At 38.9% G+C, this 17,625-nt stretch carries 19 protein-coding genes and 2 tRNA genes; 11 read left to right on the top strand and 10 right to left on the bottom strand.

The genetic code is table 11. The features are described 5' to 3' along the window. Window positions 1-53: 53 nt before the first annotated feature. Complete coding sequence (locus tag AWW67_RS18490) at window positions 54-692, bottom strand: WbqC family protein (RefSeq protein WP_062303646.1); 639 nt, start codon at window positions 690-692, stop codon at window positions 54-56. Next, on the bottom strand, window positions 692-1,315 hold the full coding sequence (locus tag AWW67_RS18485; protein ID WP_053222543.1) for an L-threonylcarbamoyladenylate synthase: 624 nt from the start codon (window positions 1,313-1,315) through the stop codon (window positions 692-694). The genes AWW67_RS18490 and AWW67_RS18485 overlap by 1 nt, the downstream gene beginning before the upstream one ends. Before the next feature lie 54 nt (window positions 1,316-1,369). On the opposite strand from AWW67_RS18485, the gene mltG reads away from it, so the two are divergent. The 5 genes from mltG (at window position 1,370) to AWW67_RS18460 (ending at window position 3,990) form a co-directional block, all read left to right on the top strand. Further along, window positions 1,370-2,404: an endolytic transglycosylase MltG gene (gene mltG, locus AWW67_RS18480; RefSeq protein ID WP_062303645.1), complete on the top strand. Its 1,035-nt coding sequence runs from the start codon at window positions 1,370-1,372 to the stop codon at window positions 2,402-2,404. Beyond that, a complete protein-coding gene (locus tag AWW67_RS18475) occupies window positions 2,404-2,817 on the top strand; it encodes an acyl-CoA thioesterase (protein ID WP_062303643.1) in 414 nt (137 codons plus the stop codon). Before mltG ends, AWW67_RS18475 begins: the two co-directional genes overlap by 1 nt. Beyond that, on the top strand, window positions 2,807-3,754 hold the full coding sequence (locus AWW67_RS18470; RefSeq protein ID WP_053222540.1) for a YihY/virulence factor BrkB family protein: 948 nt from the start codon (window positions 2,807-2,809) through the stop codon (window positions 3,752-3,754). The genes AWW67_RS18475 and AWW67_RS18470 overlap by 11 nt, the downstream gene beginning before the upstream one ends. Before the next feature lie 69 nt (window positions 3,755-3,823). After that, window positions 3,824-3,908, top strand: a tRNA-Ser gene (locus tag AWW67_RS18465). A 10-nt stretch (window positions 3,909-3,918) separates the two neighbouring features. Beyond that, window positions 3,919-3,990 (top strand) — tRNA-Glu (locus AWW67_RS18460). A gap of 133 nt (window positions 3,991-4,123) precedes the next feature. Here the strand turns inward: AWW67_RS18460 and pfkA are convergent. The 5 genes from pfkA to AWW67_RS18435 all read right to left on the bottom strand — a co-directional run bounded on the left by pfkA (window position 4,124) and on the right by AWW67_RS18435 (window position 9,765). After that, window positions 4,124-5,107, bottom strand: a complete 984-nt coding sequence (gene pfkA / locus AWW67_RS18455; protein ID WP_062303642.1) for a 6-phosphofructokinase — start codon at window positions 5,105-5,107, stop codon at window positions 4,124-4,126. Between the two features lie 99 nt (window positions 5,108-5,206). Continuing rightward, window positions 5,207-5,776 (bottom strand): NifU family protein, encoded by a 570-nt coding sequence (locus AWW67_RS18450; protein ID WP_062303640.1) that lies wholly within the window; start codon window positions 5,774-5,776, stop codon window positions 5,207-5,209. 48 nt (window positions 5,777-5,824) lie between these two features. Continuing rightward, complete coding sequence (locus AWW67_RS18445; protein ID WP_062303639.1) at window positions 5,825-7,222, bottom strand: dicarboxylate/amino acid:cation symporter; 1,398 nt, start codon at window positions 7,220-7,222, stop codon at window positions 5,825-5,827. Window positions 7,223-7,239: 17 nt separating this feature from the next. After that, window positions 7,240-8,316 carry a chorismate synthase gene (gene aroC, locus AWW67_RS18440; RefSeq protein ID WP_062303637.1) on the bottom strand — a complete coding sequence of 359 codons (1,077 nt, stop codon included), beginning with the start codon at window positions 8,314-8,316 and terminating at the stop codon, window positions 7,240-7,242. Further along, entirely contained in the window at window positions 8,317-9,765 is a 1,449-nt protein-coding gene (locus AWW67_RS18435) for a BatD family protein (RefSeq protein WP_062303636.1), read from the bottom strand. 143 nt (window positions 9,766-9,908) lie between these two features. On the opposite strand from AWW67_RS18435, the gene AWW67_RS18430 reads away from it, so the two are divergent. Then, complete coding sequence (locus AWW67_RS18430) at window positions 9,909-10,097, top strand: hypothetical protein (protein ID WP_062303634.1); 189 nt, start codon at window positions 9,909-9,911, stop codon at window positions 10,095-10,097. Window positions 10,098-10,138: 41 nt separating this feature from the next. On the opposite strand, the gene queG is transcribed toward AWW67_RS18430, so the two are convergent. Together queG and ruvB are read right to left on the bottom strand one after the other, a co-directional pair. Beyond that, the gene (queG, locus tag AWW67_RS18425) at window positions 10,139-11,068 is read right to left on the bottom strand and encodes a tRNA epoxyqueuosine(34) reductase QueG (protein WP_062303632.1); all 930 of its coding nucleotides are present in this window, start codon (window positions 11,066-11,068) and stop codon (window positions 10,139-10,141) included. Window positions 11,069-11,292: 224 nt separating this feature from the next. Next, window positions 11,293-12,327 carry a Holliday junction branch migration DNA helicase RuvB gene (gene ruvB, locus AWW67_RS18420; protein ID WP_062303631.1) on the bottom strand — a complete coding sequence of 345 codons (1,035 nt, stop codon included), beginning with the start codon at window positions 12,325-12,327 and terminating at the stop codon, window positions 11,293-11,295. 113 nt (window positions 12,328-12,440) lie between these two features. On the opposite strand from ruvB, the gene AWW67_RS18415 reads away from it, so the two are divergent. From AWW67_RS18415 to AWW67_RS18400, 5 genes are all read left to right on the top strand, one after another. Beyond that, window positions 12,441-13,466 (top strand): FAD:protein FMN transferase, encoded by a 1,026-nt coding sequence (locus AWW67_RS18415; protein WP_062303629.1) that lies wholly within the window; start codon window positions 12,441-12,443, stop codon window positions 13,464-13,466. An 86-nt stretch (window positions 13,467-13,552) separates the two neighbouring features. Beyond that, the gene (locus AWW67_RS18410) at window positions 13,553-14,299 is read left to right on the top strand and encodes a ZIP family metal transporter (protein WP_071387179.1); all 747 of its coding nucleotides are present in this window, start codon (window positions 13,553-13,555) and stop codon (window positions 14,297-14,299) included. Window positions 14,300-14,311: 12 nt separating this feature from the next. Further along, window positions 14,312-16,120 (top strand): carbamoyltransferase family protein, encoded by a 1,809-nt coding sequence (locus tag AWW67_RS18405; protein WP_062303627.1) that lies wholly within the window; start codon window positions 14,312-14,314, stop codon window positions 16,118-16,120. Between the two features lies 1 nt (window position 16,121). Beyond that, entirely contained in the window at window positions 16,122-16,271 is a 150-nt protein-coding gene (locus tag AWW67_RS19155) for a DUF5989 family protein (RefSeq protein WP_221405281.1), read from the top strand. 4 nt (window positions 16,272-16,275) lie between these two features. Then, window positions 16,276-16,668 (top strand): hypothetical protein, encoded by a 393-nt coding sequence (locus AWW67_RS18400; RefSeq protein ID WP_062303626.1) that lies wholly within the window; start codon window positions 16,276-16,278, stop codon window positions 16,666-16,668. A 275-nt stretch (window positions 16,669-16,943) separates the two neighbouring features. Here the strand turns inward: AWW67_RS18400 and AWW67_RS18395 are convergent, their stop codons facing one another. Then, entirely contained in the window at window positions 16,944-17,624 is a 681-nt protein-coding gene (locus AWW67_RS18395) for a methyltransferase (protein ID WP_062303625.1), read from the bottom strand. Window position 17,625: the final 1 nt, after the last annotated feature.

The following is a 17,625-nucleotide window of genomic DNA, read 5'->3' as shown; positions in this document are numbered from 1 at the left end:
AGATCAATATAGTATTTTCTATTTACGATCTAACACAAAACGTAATCAAAAGATTATTTGTTCAATGAACTAACAACTGACCGCTTTAAAACCTCTAAGGCTTCTGGGCCTGTACAAAACAAAAGATCTAAGATGTTAAGGTTTGAAACAAAGTTACTGCCAAATATCTGTTGATAAGGTTTTGGGTCGAACCAAAGCAGTTCCGAGATTGGCCTTCTAGGGTGAATATCCCCCCTCATATCCATTAAATCGGGTTTAGTAATTTTTTCAATGTTTTCTTGCCAAATCACAGGTTTGTCAATTTGCAGAAACTTGAGACACATTGTCAGTAATGACTTGTTAAGGGCAAATAAATGACTTGGGCTAGAATACAGTATATCCTTTACTTCTTCTGAATAGAAATCAAAGAAAGGCGATTTACCATAGGCAGACTGAATGGCACGCCAATGATTGTTCACCCATTTTTCGTGATAGTCGATTTTAACTTCCTGAATTGGAATTCTCTTATTCGCACCAAACACAGGCACCGATAAGTCAAGCGGGCCATTCGAGGTTAAAATTGTACTTCGATTTAAATAAGTTCTTTTTTCAAACCGCCCTTGGCTTGCGATGTATATCTCATCTGCTTTATAAAGCGCAGAAAAGTAAGCGATAGAGGGTAAATAATGAAGTTCTATGAGAATGTTCTGCATCAAAACAACCCTTCAGTCTCTCCCAAACCTTCTCTAATAATCTCGAATTGGTCGTTAGAGCAATCAATAACGGTTGAAGGCACATTACCTCCATAACCCCCATCAATTACAATATCTACAAGGTTTTCGTACTTCTCGAAAATCAAACTCGGATCAGTTGAGTATTCAATCACATCGTCTTCACCCTGAATAGAAGAAGTAATGATTGGCCGCCCTAGTTCTTTTACCAAAAGACGCGGAATACTATTGTTAGGCACTCTAATCCCCACCGTTTTCTTCTTGGCATTCAAGATTTTCGGCACACTACTGTTGGAGTTTAAAATAAAGGTATAAGGCCCTGGAAGTACCTTCTTCATCATTTTAAACACGGGAGTGCTAAGCTGTTTTACGTATTCAGAAATCTCACTCAAATCGTAACAAATAAATGAAAGGTTTTGGGGTTTTACGTTTTTGATTTTACAAACCCGCTCTACTGCTTTGGTATTCGAAAAATCACAACCAATACCATATACTGTATCGGTTGGGTAAATAATTACTCCCCCGTCTCTCAAAACCGATACGATATAATCGATTTTTTCCTGTTCAGGGTTCTCAGGATAAAGTCTTATTAATTCGGCTTGCATTAGTCTTCATTTAACGAATCGAAGTTATGACAAAAACCCTATTTTTGTAACCCAATGAAGAAAAGAAAGATTTTCCTGTTAGCAATGGTGGTGTTTTCGGTACTCCTCACCTCCTTTAGTTTTTATTTCTACCAAATGTTTTACGGGGCCAATATTCTTATTGAGCAAGCCGATACTTCTATTACAATTGAATATGGTGAAGGATTTGATGAAGTACGAAACAAATTTTACGATGCCAACATCATCAATGATCCTATATCATTCAGTTTTGTATCAAAAACCATGGGTTACCAAGATTTGGTAAAACCTGGAGTTTATTACTTGAAGTCTGGTATGTCGAACCTTGAAGCGGTAAGAATGCTCAGAGCAGGCGATCAAATGCCTGTTAGAATTACTTTCAATAATGTTAGGTTGAAACATGAACTGGCTGAAAAAATCACTGACAATACTGGTATTCAACCAACTGAATTTGAAACACTCTTAAATGATGATGCCTTCTTGGAAAAATATGGAGTAAATACAGAAAATGTAATGACCTTGTTTTTGCCCAATACCTATGAGGTATACTGGACAATTAAGCCTGAGGAATTATTCTCAAAAATGGCCGAAGAACATAAGAAATTTTGGACGGCAGACAGATTGGCAAAAGCAAAAACATTAGACTTAACGCCTGTTCAGGTATCCGTTTTAGCTTCTATTGTTCAGGCCGAAAGTATAAAAAATGACGAGCGCCCAACAATTGCAGGGCTTTACCTCAACCGACTTGAAAGAAATATTGCGCTTCAGGCCGACCCCACTTTAGTTTATGCCTTGGGTGACTTTACAATTCAAAGGGTGTTGAATGAGCACAAGAGAGTTCAAAGCCCATACAATACTTATTTAAATAGAGGCTTACCTCCTGGGCCAATTAACTTACCCACCATCTCTTCTATAGATGCTGTATTGAATTACGAAAAGCATGATTATATTTATATGTGTGCCAAAGAAGATTTTTCTGGGTATCACAGGTTCGCCAAAACATTGGTTCAGCATAATAAGAATGCAGCCTTGTTCCAAAAAGCACTGAACGAAAGAAGAATATTCAGATAATGTATACTGCTTCCACCCAAATTAGGGTAAGATATGCCGAAACAGACCAAATGGCTTATGTCTATTACGGCAACTATGCTATGTATTACGAAGTAGCAAGAGTAGAAGCGTTGAAACAAATCGGGTTCAGTTATGGTGAATTGGAAAAAGCGGGAATTATGATGCCTGTACATGAAAACTACAGCAAATATCATAGCCCAGCTAAATATGACCAGCTGCTTACTATTAAAGTGACCATACCAGAAATACCGAAAGTAAGAATGCGCTTCAATTACGAAATAAGAAACGAACAAAATGACCTTATTAATGAAGGCATGACTACGTTGGTTTTCGTGAATATGGAATCCAATAAACTTACCAAGGCACCAAAAGAATTAGTTCAAGTATTAGAACCCTATTTTGATGAAAAATAGAATTCTAAAATTTGTATTTGAAAACAAGTATTACCTTAAACTGGTAGCCTTTCTTCAGAAAATAAAGCTAGGGAAAGACAAAATTGGTCTTTATGACGCCATTCTGATCTTTATCAGAAAAATGTCAAATGATGAAATTCTAGATCGCGCCAACGGGGTAGCATTTAGTTTCACGATGGCCATTTTTCCGGCAATTATATTTCTATTTACCTTAACGCCCTACATTCAAAACTTCTTCCCTGAACTCACCAACGATGAGATCATAGGATTTTTGAAAGACATATTACCTTCGAATTTATACAACGCAGCAGAAACCACGATCCACGACATTATCAGTAAACAGCGTGGCGGACTACTTTCAGTCGGTTTTATTCTTACACTAATTCTGTCTACCAATGGTATGACCTCACTAATGAGTGCATTTAATGCTTGCTATAAAACCAATGAAACTAGAGGCTTTTTCTCCATTAGATTCATTGCTACTATATTAATTTTCATTCTTGCGCTATCTTTTATCATTTCGATTGCACTGCTTATTGTAGGCCAACAAATGATCCTTGATTCGGAAATCAGAGCCATCATCAATGACAATATTTCTGTAGATTTAGTCTTTATTTTGAGGTTTGTATTTCTCTACCTTATATTTCAAATCGCCATATCTTCCATATACTATTGGGCTCCGGCAATCCACGAAAAATGGCATTTCCTGAGCATAGGGTCAGTATTTTCAACTTTGGCAATTATTGTTTCTTCATTTGGTTTCTCTTATTACGTTAACAATTTTGGCAATTACAATAAGCTTTATGGCTCGATTGGGGCATTGTTGGTGTTAATGCTTTGGCTATTCATAATTTCCCTCATTTTACTAGTAGGATTTGAAATGAATGCGGCTATCGACAAGGCCAAAATGGAAATTCGTGAAGCAAATGATAAATAATTTTGCCTTGGCTATTTGCAAAAATAAAATTACCACTATCTTTGCAGTCCCAAACGGGAGATCACACACAGAGGAGTGGCAGAGTGGTCGAATGCGGCGGTCTTGAAAACCGTTGTACCGCGAGGTACCGGGGGTTCGAATCCCTCCTCCTCTGCACTATTAAGGGTCCGTTCGTCTAGGGGTTAGGACACTGGGTTTTCATCTCAGCAACAGGGGTTCGATTCCCCTACGGACTACTTCAAAAAGCTCAGCATTTGCTGGGCTTTTTTGTTTAATTGCCTTATGTAGAATATTTAGGAGGTAGTTTGCCAGCAAGCTGGCCCAATTCTAAATTCTTCGAGTGAAAGAACTCATGAAGAAAAAGCTTAACTAGATCGAAAGAATTTTAGCAATCCTAAATTCCTCAGCATCAATTTTCTTAATGGTTTTAACCGCCTCACTGATGGGCGTATAAACCACGTTACTATTAACCACCCCTACCATAACATTGGATTGCCCATTTAACAAGCCCTCAACAGCCGCAACACCTAACCTGCTAGCAAGAACTCTATCGGAGGTTGTAGGCGAACCACCTCGCTGTAAATGCCCTAAAACTGTGACACGAATATCAAAGTAATCTAACTGAGCTTTTACTTTGGCTGCTATGTCATAAGCAGAACCAAGTTTACAACCCTCGGCTACGATGACAATGTTAGAGGCCTTTTCGCTAGACGCCCCTCTTTGGAGTCTTCTGATCAAATCATCAATTCCCCAATTGTGTTCTGGCAATAGCATTGCAACAGCACCACCGCTTATCCCCGAGTTTACGGCTATAAAGCCAGCGTCTCTGCCCATGACTTCTACAAAGAAAAGTCTTTCGTGAGAAGAGGCAGTGTCTCTTATTTTATCAATAGCTTCAGTAGCTGTGTTACAGGCAGTATCATATCCAATAGTGAAATCTGTGCCCGCCAAGTCATTATCAATAGTGCCTGGAATCCCTAATACAGGCACATCATATTCTTGGCTAAAAACATCAGCACCAGTAAATGAACCGTCACCACCAATTACCACTAACGCATCTAGATCATTTGCTTTGAAATTATCATAGGCCTTTGATCTCCCTTCTTTTGTTCTGAATTCTTCACTTCTGGCAGATAACAAAAACGTCCCTCCTCTACTTAGGATATTGGATACTGATCGTACTTGAAGCTGTTCTATATCTCCATTAATAAGACCATCATAGCCTTTATATACTCCATAAACATCGAGGTTATAATAGACGCTAGACCTAACCACTGCCCTGACAGCTGCATTCATTCCTGGGGCATCGCCCCCAGAGGTTAACACTGCTATTTTCTTGATGTTCGCTTTCATATTATTTATTAAATAGAGTTTCAAAATCTAAGTGATACTCAAACAAAAAGGTGATCCTTTCGAATCACCTTAAATATAACTTCAATATGTTTAATTCTTTTAAACGCCTTCTGCAACCACTTCTTTCACATCATTTGGAAGCATTCTCTTCAGCAAGTTTTCAATACCAGATTTTAAGGTAACCGCTGAGGCTGGACATCCGCTGCAAGAACCCTGAAGGTTTACCTTCACCACTCCATCATTAAAAGAAGCAAAGCCAATAGCTCCACCATCTTGTTCAACCGCAGGGCGAATGTATTCGTCCAGAATACCTTTTATTTGTTTTACAACTTCAGAGTCGTTCTCATCAAACAATGGATCTTTATCTAATTCCTGAAGAATTAAAGGCTTGTCATTTTCTAAGTAAGGCTTAATTACATTTTTAATTCCGTTCTGAATTTCTGGCCACTCTACCGATTCAGATTTAGTTACTGTAATAAAGTTACTCATGTAGAAAACTCTTTCTACTGAAGGAATTTTAAATAGTTCTTGAGCCAATGGAGAATCCTTTGCAGACTCCATATTTGGATAGTCAAAACTAACGCCTTCTTGCAGAAGCATAAAATTCACCACAAATTTCATTGAATTTGGGTTGGGGTTAGCCTCCATGTATATATTTACCGCTTTCATATCTAACTGTCTAGTCCTTTTGAACTACAAAGGTACTCGAAAAGTTTCTCAGTCTTCCTTTAATTCGTCTTCAGATTTGGCTACCAAAGTAGCTACGGTGGCATCACCAGTTACATTCACTACTGTTCTAAGCATATCCAAAGGCCTATCTACAGGGAAAATGATAGCGATCCAAGCAGGATTCAAGCCTACCGATTGAAGTACCACAACCATCATTACAATACCTGCACTTGGCACTGCTGCCGAACCAATTGACGCCAAAGTTGCAGTAAGAACAATGGTAAGCTGTTGTGTTACAGATAAATCCACCATATGCATTTGCGCCATAAACACAACAGCTACGGCTTGGTACAAACTAGTACCATCCATATTCACTGTTGCACCAATAGGCAACACGAAACTTGAAACGTTTTTAGACACCCCTAGATTATCTTCAACGCACTCCATTGTTACTGGCAAAGTAGCAGCACTAGAACTGGTAGAGAAAGCTAAAAACTGAGCTGGACTAATTTTTTGAAAGAACTTTTTATAAGTCAGGCTTTTAACAAAACCCTTGACAATTAGAGGGTAAAAAACAAAAATCAAGAAAAGAAGCCCAATTACTAATGTTACAGAGTATGAGGCTAGGCCTTTAAATATTTGCAGAACCTCTCCTGGTGTATCGGCCATTTTGGAAATAACACCAGCCAATAATGCAAAAACAAAGAATGGTGCTGACTTCATGATGAGGTCTACCATTTTAAGGAATACCTCATTTGTGGCGTCAACAAAGTTCTTTAAGCCTGCCCCTTTTTCGTCTGGCACTAGCGCCAAACAAACTCCAAAGAAGATGGCAAAGAAAATCACTTGAAGCATCAATTTATCATTAGAAAGGGATAAAATAATGTTTTCAGGAACCATATCGACTAAGAACGAAAGCGGTCCTTCATCCTTCTTTTCTTCAGCCGTTGCTTTCTTTTCTTCTACCAGTTTCTTTTCGGCTTCGGTCATTTCCTTGCGGAAATCAAGCCCATTATACTTAGGATCATCTAAGTAGTGTTTCCCATCTAAAATTTCTACTCCATCCGTAGCAGAAACCCATTCTTCGTATTGTAAACGGTTTTTAATTCTTTGTTCTTCATCAATAAAATCACCTGGTCTGATAACATTTACTAGAATTAAACCAATACCTACAGCAAAAATAGTGGTTACCAAATAGAAGGATAAAGTTTTCCCACCCATTCGACCCAACTTAGACAAGTCCTTTAACCCGGAAATACCGCCAATGATTGAGAATAACACCAACGGCACAGCGATGTACTTCAACATTCTAATAAAGATCTGTCCGAAAGGATCGATCCAATTAGTGGTAAATTCATTCCAACCTAATGCACTTGATATAAATGCCCAGATAACACCGGCCAAAAGTCCGATCATTATTTTGACATGAAGAGGAAGCTTTTTCATATATATTGGGAGATAGTCTAAATTCGATTAGTCTCGCTAATTAGCAAATAATCAGCAATTACCAAAGCAGCCATTGCTTCAACAATAGGTACTGCACGCGATACTACACAAGGATCGTGACGGCCTTTCCCTTCAACCGTAACCCTGTCGCCCGCCTCATTAATACTCTCTTGGTCGGTCATGATGGTAGCCACTGGCTTGAAAGCTACATTGAAGTAAATATCCTGCCCGTTCGATATGCCCCCTTGTATACCACCAGAGTAATTTGTTCTGGTTTTCACTAAGTTATTGTCCATATAGAACTCATCATTATGTTCCGAACCATTGAGTTTTACTCCTTCAAAACCACTTCCATATTCAAAGCCTTTTACCGCATTTATAGATAGCATGGCCTTGCCTATTTCGGCATGAAGTTTATCAAAAACTGGCTCGCCCAAACCGGCCGGAACCCCTTGAATCACTCCTGTAACAATTCCACCAATGGTATCGCGGTTTTTACGTGTTTGGTCAATTAACTCGATCATTTTATCGGCCATTTCCGGGTCAGGGCAACGAAGAATATTGTCTTCGATTTTTGTGAGGTCGAGTTGAGTATAATCTTTATCGAGTTTTAAGTGGCCTACTTGAGACACATAAGCATAGAATGAAATGCTGTGGTGCTTGAGAAAAAGTTTAGCAACGGCTCCGGCCGCAACACGTGCAACCGTCTCTCTCGCAGAGCTTCTTCCTCCGCCTCTATAATCCCTAATACCATACTTTGTATGGAAAGTATAGTCGGCATGCGAAGGCCGAAACTTATCCGCTATGTGCGAGTAGTCTTTGCTCTTCTGATCTTGATTTCGGATAATAATACTAATGGGTGTTCCTGTAGACTTCCCTTCGAAAACACCTGAAACGATTTCAAACTCGTCTGCTTCTTTTCTTTGGGTTGTAATTTTAGACTGACCAGGTTTTCTCCTATCTAATTCTGATTGAATAAACGCTTCATCAATAAGCAAACCCGCTGGGCAGCCATCAATGATTACACCCAAAGCCTTTCCATGCGATTCACCGTAGGTATGGATTCTGAAAAGATTACCGAAACTGTTTCCCATTTATTTTTTAAAGTAGATAAAACCAGCGCCCGCGAACATAGCCAATATTAAAATATTAGCCAGTATTTGCATGGTTTTATCTTCAGTCATACTCTCTAATTTATTCGATTTATCTTCGATTGAGTCGTAAAACGAGCCTAAATCGACTGAAGAAATTGAAATGTTCTTTTTGCTTTCACCAGTCACTTCAAACTTCACTTCAGATTTAAGCGTATCGTATTTCGCTGTTTTTGGGTTGAAGTATACCCAACTAAAATAATCTCCCATATTGTACTCGCCCGGTTCATTTGGCAAACCATAATAGGTGAACTTTTTTGAGCCCGTTACTCTACTATTGTTACGACTTATATCTTGGCTCACGTCTGGAGGGTAGAATTCAATGGCTTTATTACTAGGAATTTTTGGTGCAGTAATTCCCGAAATATTTCCCTCTCCATAAATTCCGAAGGTATATTCAAAGCTACCACCAGTTTCTAACGTTCTTTTGTTCATTTTTTCATCTAAGAAAAACTCCCCTACAGCTACTGACTCTTTAAGCGGATGTGGAGGCAGAGGTTTTACCTTCACGGTCTTTTCTTTAGTATAAAAGGTTTTGAAGTCTTCTTTCCTGTCTCTTCCGAAGAAAGATGGTGACTTGGCTACCTGATATTTTATCATTTCGAAAGGCACGGAAGGGAAAACTATTGGATCGAGGTTAAGCGGATAATATGTGGCCCGATAGATTTTGTATTTTGTATAACCCTTTCCACCAACATTCACTTTCTCAGGAGCAATATTCTCAATATTAAAGTTCTCTTCCCAGCTATTTGTAGGGCGTAGGGTTTTCAACACTTCAGATAATTGAGTACCGGGATCACTAAATTGTAAAGGAGCTCTGTTATCATCGGCAACGTAAAAAGCAAATGTGGCGGTAAAGCCTTCTCCTAAATATACTTCGTCTTTATCCGTGGTAAGGGCCAAAAAGGCATCTTCCTTTATATCCACAAACTCAGGATCTTTGTCTTCTCCAAACAAATTGTCAAACGGACTATGGCCATATGGCGTTCTGCCCGTATTTCTTCTTGTTTCCACTGGTGGTGTAATTTTGATTTTCTTACCTTTAGAAGACACCGTTTCTCCGTTTACCTCAAGTGAAAAGTCTTCTAACTGGTAAGTACCCTCTTCTAAAGGAAGGTAACGTTGAATAATACTCTGAGAAGAGCTCACTTGCCCGTTAATTATGCTCGTGCTGCTACTAGAAGAAGTTCCTCTTTTGGCAAAACCATCAATATTCGGGAAGTCTGTATACGATTTCAGCTTTCCATTCAACACCGTTACTTTAATTGTAAAAAGCTGATTGAGGCCCACTTCATCAGGCCCTAATTCAATAGTAGTCGATTGCGCCTTTGCCACCAAGCCAAAACATATGAGACAGGCGACAAGAATGAATTTTGAACTGGTAATTCTCATGTCTATTTATTATATTCGCTTCTCCTCAAACGAAGAGGATTTAAAGATAATTTAAATTTTTGGGGTAACTAAATCTTCATCGCTTCGTTCGTAACTACGTGCGGCAGGCACATTAGATTCATAACCAATTAAACGATCTTGACATGTTGGAATATTTCAAAACTATCCTCGCGAAGGTGAGCTTCGACAAGAAGCTGTTTGAAAAAGAGTTGAGAAAGGCTATTCATTCCGTAATCGGAGATGAATTAGAAGAATTAAAACGGTGGTGCTACGCAAAATTTGGGCACTTATACGGAAATGTTCTCGAAGAACAGTTTTTACTCGCTAAATAAAATTATTGAATAACACCGCCCATTGCAGCCTTAGCAATGGGCTATTTTTTTGCCATTATTATATTTCTTTTTAGACCTTCTAGCTTAGTCCGTTTTACTGCCGAACCTTTAAAAACTGACCTAAAAACCTCCTCTGTTAAATCTTGCCAATTATTGTTAAATAATTCTAACAGCTCATTTTTAGGATGAAAGGCAGGTTCTGAATGGGGTTTTGAGAACCGATTCCATGGACACACCTCTTGGCAAATATCACAGCCAAAAACCCAGTTATCCATTTTACCTTGAAAAGTATCGGGAATCTGATCTTTCAGCTCAATGGTTAAGTAAGAAATGCATTTGTTTGCGTTTACTTCATAAGGGGTAATTGCATCTGTAGGGCAAGCGTCTATACATCTAGTGCAGGTTCCACAATAATCTTTGATTGGACCATCAGACTCAAGCTCTAAATCAATAATCAATTCAGCTAAAAAGAAATAACTGCCTCGCCCTTTATTAATAAGCAAAGTGTTTTTTCCTAACCAACCTAAACCACTTTTAGCTGCCCATTGGCGTTCCATTACGGGAGCCGAGTCTACAAACACGCGCCCTTCTACATCACCAATTTCTTCCTTTAAAATCGACATAAAGGTTTTCAGTCGATCTTTAATCACAAAATGATAATCCTCTCCATAAGCGTATTTAGCGAGTTTTAAGTGATCGGGATGTTGTTCGGCCAAATCCTTTTCTGGATAATAATTATAGAGTAGTGAAACCACAGATTTAGCTCCCGGCACCAGCTTACTAGGGTCTAAACGCTTATCGAAATGGTTTTCCATATAGTGCATTTCACCATGATTACCTTTTTTAAGCCAAGCTTCTAAGCGTGGGGCTTCATCGGCCAAAAACTCTGCTTTGGAAATACCACAGAAATCAAAGCCTAGTTTTTGAGCCGTTTGTTTGACGATGGTGGTATTTGTGTTAATATTTTGCAATTAGTTTAAATCCTAAATTTCTTAAAATGAGCTTCTGTTTTTAGTGTTCAGTCACCTCTCATCTCCCTTGCCCTCCTCTAGGAGGGAATAATTTGTCAGTTAATAACTCAGCCTTTACACATAAAAAGCATTCCGCTTTAGGCTGAAAATATCTGCTATACCTCAAAACCATTCCCCTCTCGAGAGGGGCTAGGGGTGTGTTGTTAAAACAGCATAAACCTTAACTAAGCATCAAACAAATTACCTGTTTGTCCGCCAAGGGGTTTAAGATTCAAATGTTTATAAGCCAAGTCTGTTGCTTCGCGACCGCGGGAGGTTCGCTTAAGGTAACCCTCTTGAATTAAGAAAGGCTCATAAACTTCTTCTATGGTTTCGGCCTCTTCACCTACTGCCGTAGCAATGGTTGAAATCCCCACTGGCCCGCCTTTGAATTTCTCGATAATTGTGAGCAAAATACGATTATCCATTTCGTCCAAACCATGCGAATCAACGTCCAAGGCGTTTAATGCCATTTCACTTATGGCTTTGGTAATCGTTCCTGTTCCCTTGATTTGAGCAAAATCCCTTGTTCTGCGCAGAAGGTTGTTCGCAATACGCGGGGTTCCTCTACTCCTTCGAGCAATTTCGTAGGCTGCATCATCGTCAATTGGTGTATTGAGAATATCCGAGGAACGCTGTACAATGGTGGTTAATAATTTCGCATCGTAGTATTCCAATCTGGCATTTATACCAAAACGCGCACGCAGTGGCGAAGTCAATAAACCCGACCTTGTAGTGGCTCCGATTAATGTAAATGGCTCTAATGCAATTTGAACTGAACGCGCATTTGGCCCAGAATCAAGCATAATATCGATGCGGTAATCTTCCATCGCGGAATACAGATACTCCTCCACAATAGGGTTCAGCCTGTGGATTTCATCAATGAAAAGCACATCGCCATGTTCCAAATTGGTCAGTAAACCAGCCAAATCGCTAGGCTTATCGAGCACTGGCCCAGAAGTAATCTTTAAATCGGATTTGAGTTCATTGGCAATAATGTGTGATAGGGTGGTTTTACCCAACCCCGGAGGGCCATGTAATAGCACATGATCCAAAGGTTCTGAACGCCCTTTCGCTGCCAGAACAAATATTTTTAAGTTCTCAACAATTTTGTGTTGCCCCGTAAAGTCTTCAAAACTCAGCGGCCTCAGTGCTCTCTCAATATCCTTTTCTTCGGGGTTGAGATGGTCATCTTCAGCATTTAAATAGTCTTCGCGCATTCACCAATCTTTTTGCTAAGATAGCAGTTAGTTTTTTTCACTTAATCAATCTTTTACTCTTTAACCTTATTTAGAGCAAAAGCACTCATTATCTTTGCTCAAATTTTGAGATAATGGACAAGAATCAAAGGTCTAGAATATACCTACTCGTGTTAGTAATTGCAATTTTTGCAGTTTGGAAATACCGTGAGAGCCAAAAACCAAAAATGGTGTTGGTTCAAGGCACCACAATGGGCGTTATTGCTTACAACATTAAGTATATTGACGAAGACCTCAGGAATTTCAAAAAGGAAATTGATTCACTTTTGGCCGACTTCAACCAGTCGCTTTCTACTTACATCCCCGATTCTGAAATTTCAATCTTCAATAAAGAAGGAAGGGCAACTTTCAGCTATCCGTACTTTTCAGAAGTACTTATTGCCAGTAAGGAAGTGTATAAAGCATCTGGAGGTTATTTCGATCCAACGGTTGGCCCATTGGTTGACGCTTGGGGCTTTGGTGATGGGAAAAGCGTTTCGCTTGACAGCGGTCAAGTAGATTCAGTTTTGAAATATGTAGGTTTTGAAAAAGTAAGTTTCACTAACGAAGAAGTAATCAAAACCATTCCTGAACTGAAACTTAACTTTTCGGCTATTGCAAAAGGTCAAGCAATTGATGTAGTAGCGGAGTACTTAAAGGCACAGAACATTCAAAACTTTATGGTTGAAATTGGTGGCGAAGTACGCGCCAAAGGCAAAAACGATTCTGGTGAAACATGGACCATTGGCATTGAAGTACCGGATGAAAATCGCGTTGGCGGTGTTTTCGATGCCATTCAATTAGAAGATCACGGAATGGCGACTTCTGGTAACTACCGTAATTACAAAATAGTAGATGGAAAAAAAGTAGCCCACACCATTGACCCGAAAACTGGCTACCCGAAAATGATTACTCTTCTAAGCGCTACTGTAGTTGCTCCCACTTGTATGTATGCCGATGCATATGCTACCGCCTCAATGGCCATGGGTTTAGAGAAAGCAAAAGAAATGATAGAAAGTAACTCGAACTTGGAAGCCTACTTTATATACTCCGACCAAGATGGAAATACTCAAACTTACATTTCACCTGGCCTAAAAGGAAAAACCATAAACCAACAATAAGACTATAACCAATCGGGAACTATTTAAATGAAAATTCGATTTTCTTTATCATATTTGCAATGCTGTTGCATTAACGATTTTCAAATTTGCTAATAAACGTCACGATTTTATTGCTTTGCGCCCTTGTACCGGGCCTTTTCATTTTAGGTAATGCAACTTTCAGCGAAACCAAAATCCGCTACTTTCTTGTTTTTGCTGGCGCATATTTATTCTCTGTTACAGTAATACATCTGATTCCAGATATATTTATGAGCGGAGAAGACCCATTTAACCTTGGGCTTTATATCCTTATCGGATTCTTTATTCAGAAAATATTAGAAAATTTTTCTAACGGAGTAGAACATGGTCACACCCATATTCATACGCGAGTTCCTGTAACCTATTTGCTGATTGCACTAGTACTGCATTCATTTTTGGAAGGTTCTATTCTAACGGATTCGTTGCACTCTAACCACAGCCCTGATTCGGTATATAGTCATGGTAGTTCCCCTAAAATATTGCTAGGCATTGTAATGCACAAAATACCTGCCTCATTGGCGCTTATGGCATTATTGGTAGCTCAACTTAAAAACAAGTACAAGGCATTTGGCCTATTGTTCATCTTTGCTATCAGCTCTCCTTTGGGCTTAATTACTTCAGAGTATTTTAGTCATTCCAATCTATTGCCCGAAAAATACTTGATCATTTTCTTCGCTGTAGTTGCGGGTAGTTTTCTTCAAATTTCCACTACTATTTTTATTGAAAGTGACCCGCACCACAAACTTAATTGGAAGAAATTTTCGGTTTCTTTATTGGGTGCGGCTGCTGCGGTTTTGGCGCAGTTGATTATTTAATATCTTCGCGATGTGTATACACTAGGAATAAGCGCTTATTACCATGATTCAGCAGCATGCATAATCCGTAATGGGCTAATTATGGCTGCCGCCCAAGAAGAACGATTTACTCGAAAGAAACACGACCCTTCATTTCCTATTCATGCTATTCGATTCTGTTTAGACCATGCCCAAATACGTTTTGAGGATGTGGAGAAAATAGTTTTCTATGACAAGCCCTTTATAAAATTTGAAAGAATTCTCGAAACGTTTTATGCGATTGCTCCCAAAGGAATTGGTGCATTCGTAAAGCATATACCCGAATGGATTAAAGATAAAATCTTCTTCAAAAAGTTATTGAAAGAAGGTTTGAATGAGGTAGCAAGAGGGAAGCACAAGAATTGCAAAATTCTATTTTCTGAACATCACCTCTCGCACGCTGCTTGGGCATATTACACCTCTCAATTTGACGAAAGCGCTATCCTAACCATCGATGGTGTAGGTGAATGGACCACTACCTCAATTTTTCGTGCTAAAGGCAATGAAATCACAGTCCTGAAAGAGCAACATTTTCCTCATTCATTAGGCCTACTTTATTCGTCTTTCACCCAGTACCTCGGGTTCAAGGTAAATGATGGAGAATATAAAATGATGGGGCTGGCTCCATACGGTGATCATAAAAGTGACAACTATAAATTTTACCGACAAAGAATAGAGAAAGAGTTGGTTGATCTACATCAAGATGGCTCAATTCAGCTTAACATGCGTTACTTCGAATTTCTTTATGGCGAAAGAATGATTTCTTCTAAAAAATGGGAGACACTATTCGAAATACCGCTTAGAAAAGAAGACGAACCAATTGAGCAAAAACATTGCGATTTTGCACTTGCCGCTCAGGACATTACCGAAGAGGCCGTATTGAACTTGGCCCGCGAAGCCAAAAAGATTACAGGAATGAAAAACCTATGCCTTGCTGGGGGAGTTGCCTATAATTGTGTAGCGAACGGACGGCTTTTACAAGAGAGTATATTTGATAACGTATTTGTACCTCCAGCAGTTGGTGACTCTGGCAGCGCAGGTGGAGCAGCCTTAGCAAGCTATTATTTGCAAAATGAGGTACCTAGAGTAAAAGAAGAGTTCTTAAAAAACAAAATTTCATTCTTAGGGCCAGCATACTCCACTCAACATATTGAAGCATTCTTATTAGCTAAAAACGTTGACTTTGAAAGGATTGAAAGCAAAACAACACTTTATGAAAAAGCAGCCAGTCTATTGGTAAAAGGAGCAGTTATCGGTTGGATGCAAGGTAGAATGGAGTTTGGAGCAAGAGCCCTTGGAGCGCGAAGTATAATAGCCAGCCCACAGTCCCCAGATATTCAGAGAACCGTAAATCGAAAAATAAAATTCAGGGAATCGTTCCGCCCATTTGCACCTGTAATGTTGGAAGAGGATTTAGTGAATTATTTTAAGATGTCTGAGGTTTCGCCATACATGGGCTTAGTTACTCAGATTAAGGATGAGTTTCAGAAAAAGCTCCCCGATAACTTTCAGCAACTTTCTATTGTAGAGAAAAGCAGAGTAGAGAAATCCAATTTCCCTGGCATTACGCATGTTGATTATTCATCTCGCATTCAAACCGTAGATAAAACCACAAATCCAAACTTCTGGCCGCTTCTGAAAGCCTTTAAAGAACTGACAGGTAACTCTCTTTTAATCAATACAAGTTTTAATGTTAAAGATGAACCCATAGTTTGTTCTCCTGAAGATGCTTATCGCTGTTTTATGAAAACGGAAATGGATTATCTATTTTTAGGGGAATTCCTTTTAACTAAGAAAAAATAATATGTCAGTGCTAAGAGATTTATCGAAATTCCTCATGCAACGCAAAAAGTATTGGTTAATGCCAATAGTATTGGTGCTGTTGCTTCTGGGTTTTTTAATTGTTTTCGGAGGAGGTTCTGCATTATCTCCATTTATCTATTCTTTATTTTAACACATTGAAAGTTCCAAAAATCAAGCAGTCATCCGAGGCAATAATTTTAGGGTTAGTTTCTGGATTAATAGGGCTTTACATTCTAATACAATGGAAATGGAAGCAAGACGCAGACTTGCTGATTTACCTATCCGTTTCTATCGGCTTAGTCTCAACACTTTCAAGAAAAGCCGCTAATCTAATTGCCAATGGCTGGATATATTTAGGTCAGGCCTTAGGTAAAGTAACAGGAGCTATACTTTTGTCAATAGTGTTTTTTGTGTTTCTCACTCCTATTTCAAAACTCCAAAAAGTATTTAGCGGAAAAGGAAAATTCACAAACCACTCATCAAGTCAAACCAATTGGCATGATAGACAACACGCTTTCATTAAAGAGGATTTAGAGGAGCTGTGGTAACGTTCAATAAGCTAGCTAAGCAAATATCCAAGGTAGCAATACAATGCTCATTGGTGGGTATAATCACCATATTCCTTTTTGAAGGAATAAGCAGGGTTTACCAATAGAAGCGAAGCCATAAATCCCGACTCACTAATAAAGGGGGGACTAGCATATTAAATACGCAAACGAAATTAATAATCTAGGCTAAAGTAGATAAAGGGTAATAGAAACAAATTGGTTTTTAAAAAAAACACTAAACCATTTATTACCCTAAATATTACAGTTAACTCTTATTAGCCATGAGACTTTTGGCGGATGTAAAAAATATAGTTAATCTCCCAACAAACTCTTTTTCTTTTTGCGAGTACCATTTCAAAAGAGTTTTTCTCAGCAATGCTGCCTATACTCTCTATCTCACAGTCTTCACTTAGTATCATAATCACCTTGGTTTTCGAATGAATAAAGGAACCAAGCCCGTTGAAAAAGCAGTCAAAGTACTGAAAATTATCTCCGCAATACCAAGCAAGCTCTTCCTTGTTAGTTGGGCTTTTCGGATAATACGGAGGATTAACCAAAACCATATCGAAGGTTTGTAGAGGCAGATCCTTCCATAAATCTGATCGAAGTACCTGTAAGTCTAACTTATTTAAAAGAGCGTTTTTAACAGTATTGTCCACAGCTAACTGATTAATGTCAATAGCCACTACTTTGGCTCCCTTTACTGCGGCAGCAATAGCCAATGCCCCACTGCCCGAACCTACATCCAATACATGTTTATCCTGAAGGTGATATTGTTCAATATACCTCATCATAAATTTGGTACTAAAAAAAAGTCTTGGATTAAAAACACCAGGTAGGACGGTTAGTTTTATGCCTGCTACCCGGGTTGTCCGTTCCTTCCGACTATACTTCCGATAGGCATAACTAAGTGGTTTGAATAGCAGTGATTTTAACTTGCGGGCGATCACATTCATA

This window comes from Roseivirga seohaensis (assembly GCF_001592945.1).
GTDB lineage: Bacteria > Bacteroidota > Bacteroidia > Cytophagales > Cyclobacteriaceae > Roseivirga > Roseivirga seohaensis.
This window is presented reverse-complemented; position numbering and strand designations above follow the sequence as displayed.

Coding starts and splice junctions, on each gene's coding strand:
- AWW67_RS18490 (WP_062303646.1), bottom strand. CDS start 692: ATGCAGAACATTCTCATAGAACTTCATTATTTACCCTCTATCGCTTAC.
- AWW67_RS18485 (WP_053222543.1), bottom strand. CDS start 1,315: ATGCAAGCCGAATTAATAAGACTTTATCCTGAGAACCCTGAACAGGAA.
- mltG (WP_062303645.1), top strand. CDS start 1,370: ATGAAGAAAAGAAAGATTTTCCTGTTAGCAATGGTGGTGTTTTCGGTA.
- AWW67_RS18475 (WP_062303643.1), top strand. CDS start 2,404: ATGTATACTGCTTCCACCCAAATTAGGGTAAGATATGCCGAAACAGAC.
- AWW67_RS18470 (WP_053222540.1), top strand. CDS start 2,807: ATGAAAAATAGAATTCTAAAATTTGTATTTGAAAACAAGTATTACCTT.
- pfkA (WP_062303642.1), bottom strand. CDS start 5,107: ATGAAAGCGAACATCAAGAAAATAGCAGTGTTAACCTCTGGGGGCGAT.
- AWW67_RS18450 (WP_062303640.1), bottom strand. CDS start 5,776: ATGAAAGCGGTAAATATATACATGGAGGCTAACCCCAACCCAAATTCA.
- AWW67_RS18445 (WP_062303639.1), bottom strand. CDS start 7,222: ATGAAAAAGCTTCCTCTTCATGTCAAAATAATGATCGGACTTTTGGCC.
- aroC (WP_062303637.1), bottom strand. CDS start 8,316: ATGGGAAACAGTTTCGGTAATCTTTTCAGAATCCATACCTACGGTGAA.
- AWW67_RS18435 (WP_062303636.1), bottom strand. CDS start 9,765: ATGAGAATTACCAGTTCAAAATTCATTCTTGTCGCCTGTCTCATATGT.
- AWW67_RS18430 (WP_062303634.1), top strand. CDS start 9,909: ATGTTGGAATATTTCAAAACTATCCTCGCGAAGGTGAGCTTCGACAAG.
- ruvB (WP_062303631.1), bottom strand. CDS start 12,327: ATGCGCGAAGACTATTTAAATGCTGAAGATGACCATCTCAACCCCGAA.
- AWW67_RS18415 (WP_062303629.1), top strand. CDS start 12,441: ATGGACAAGAATCAAAGGTCTAGAATATACCTACTCGTGTTAGTAATT.
- AWW67_RS19155 (WP_221405281.1), top strand. CDS start 16,122: ATGTCAGTGCTAAGAGATTTATCGAAATTCCTCATGCAACGCAAAAAG.
- AWW67_RS18395 (WP_062303625.1), bottom strand. CDS start 17,624: ATGAATGTGATCGCCCGCAAGTTAAAATCACTGCTATTCAAACCACTT.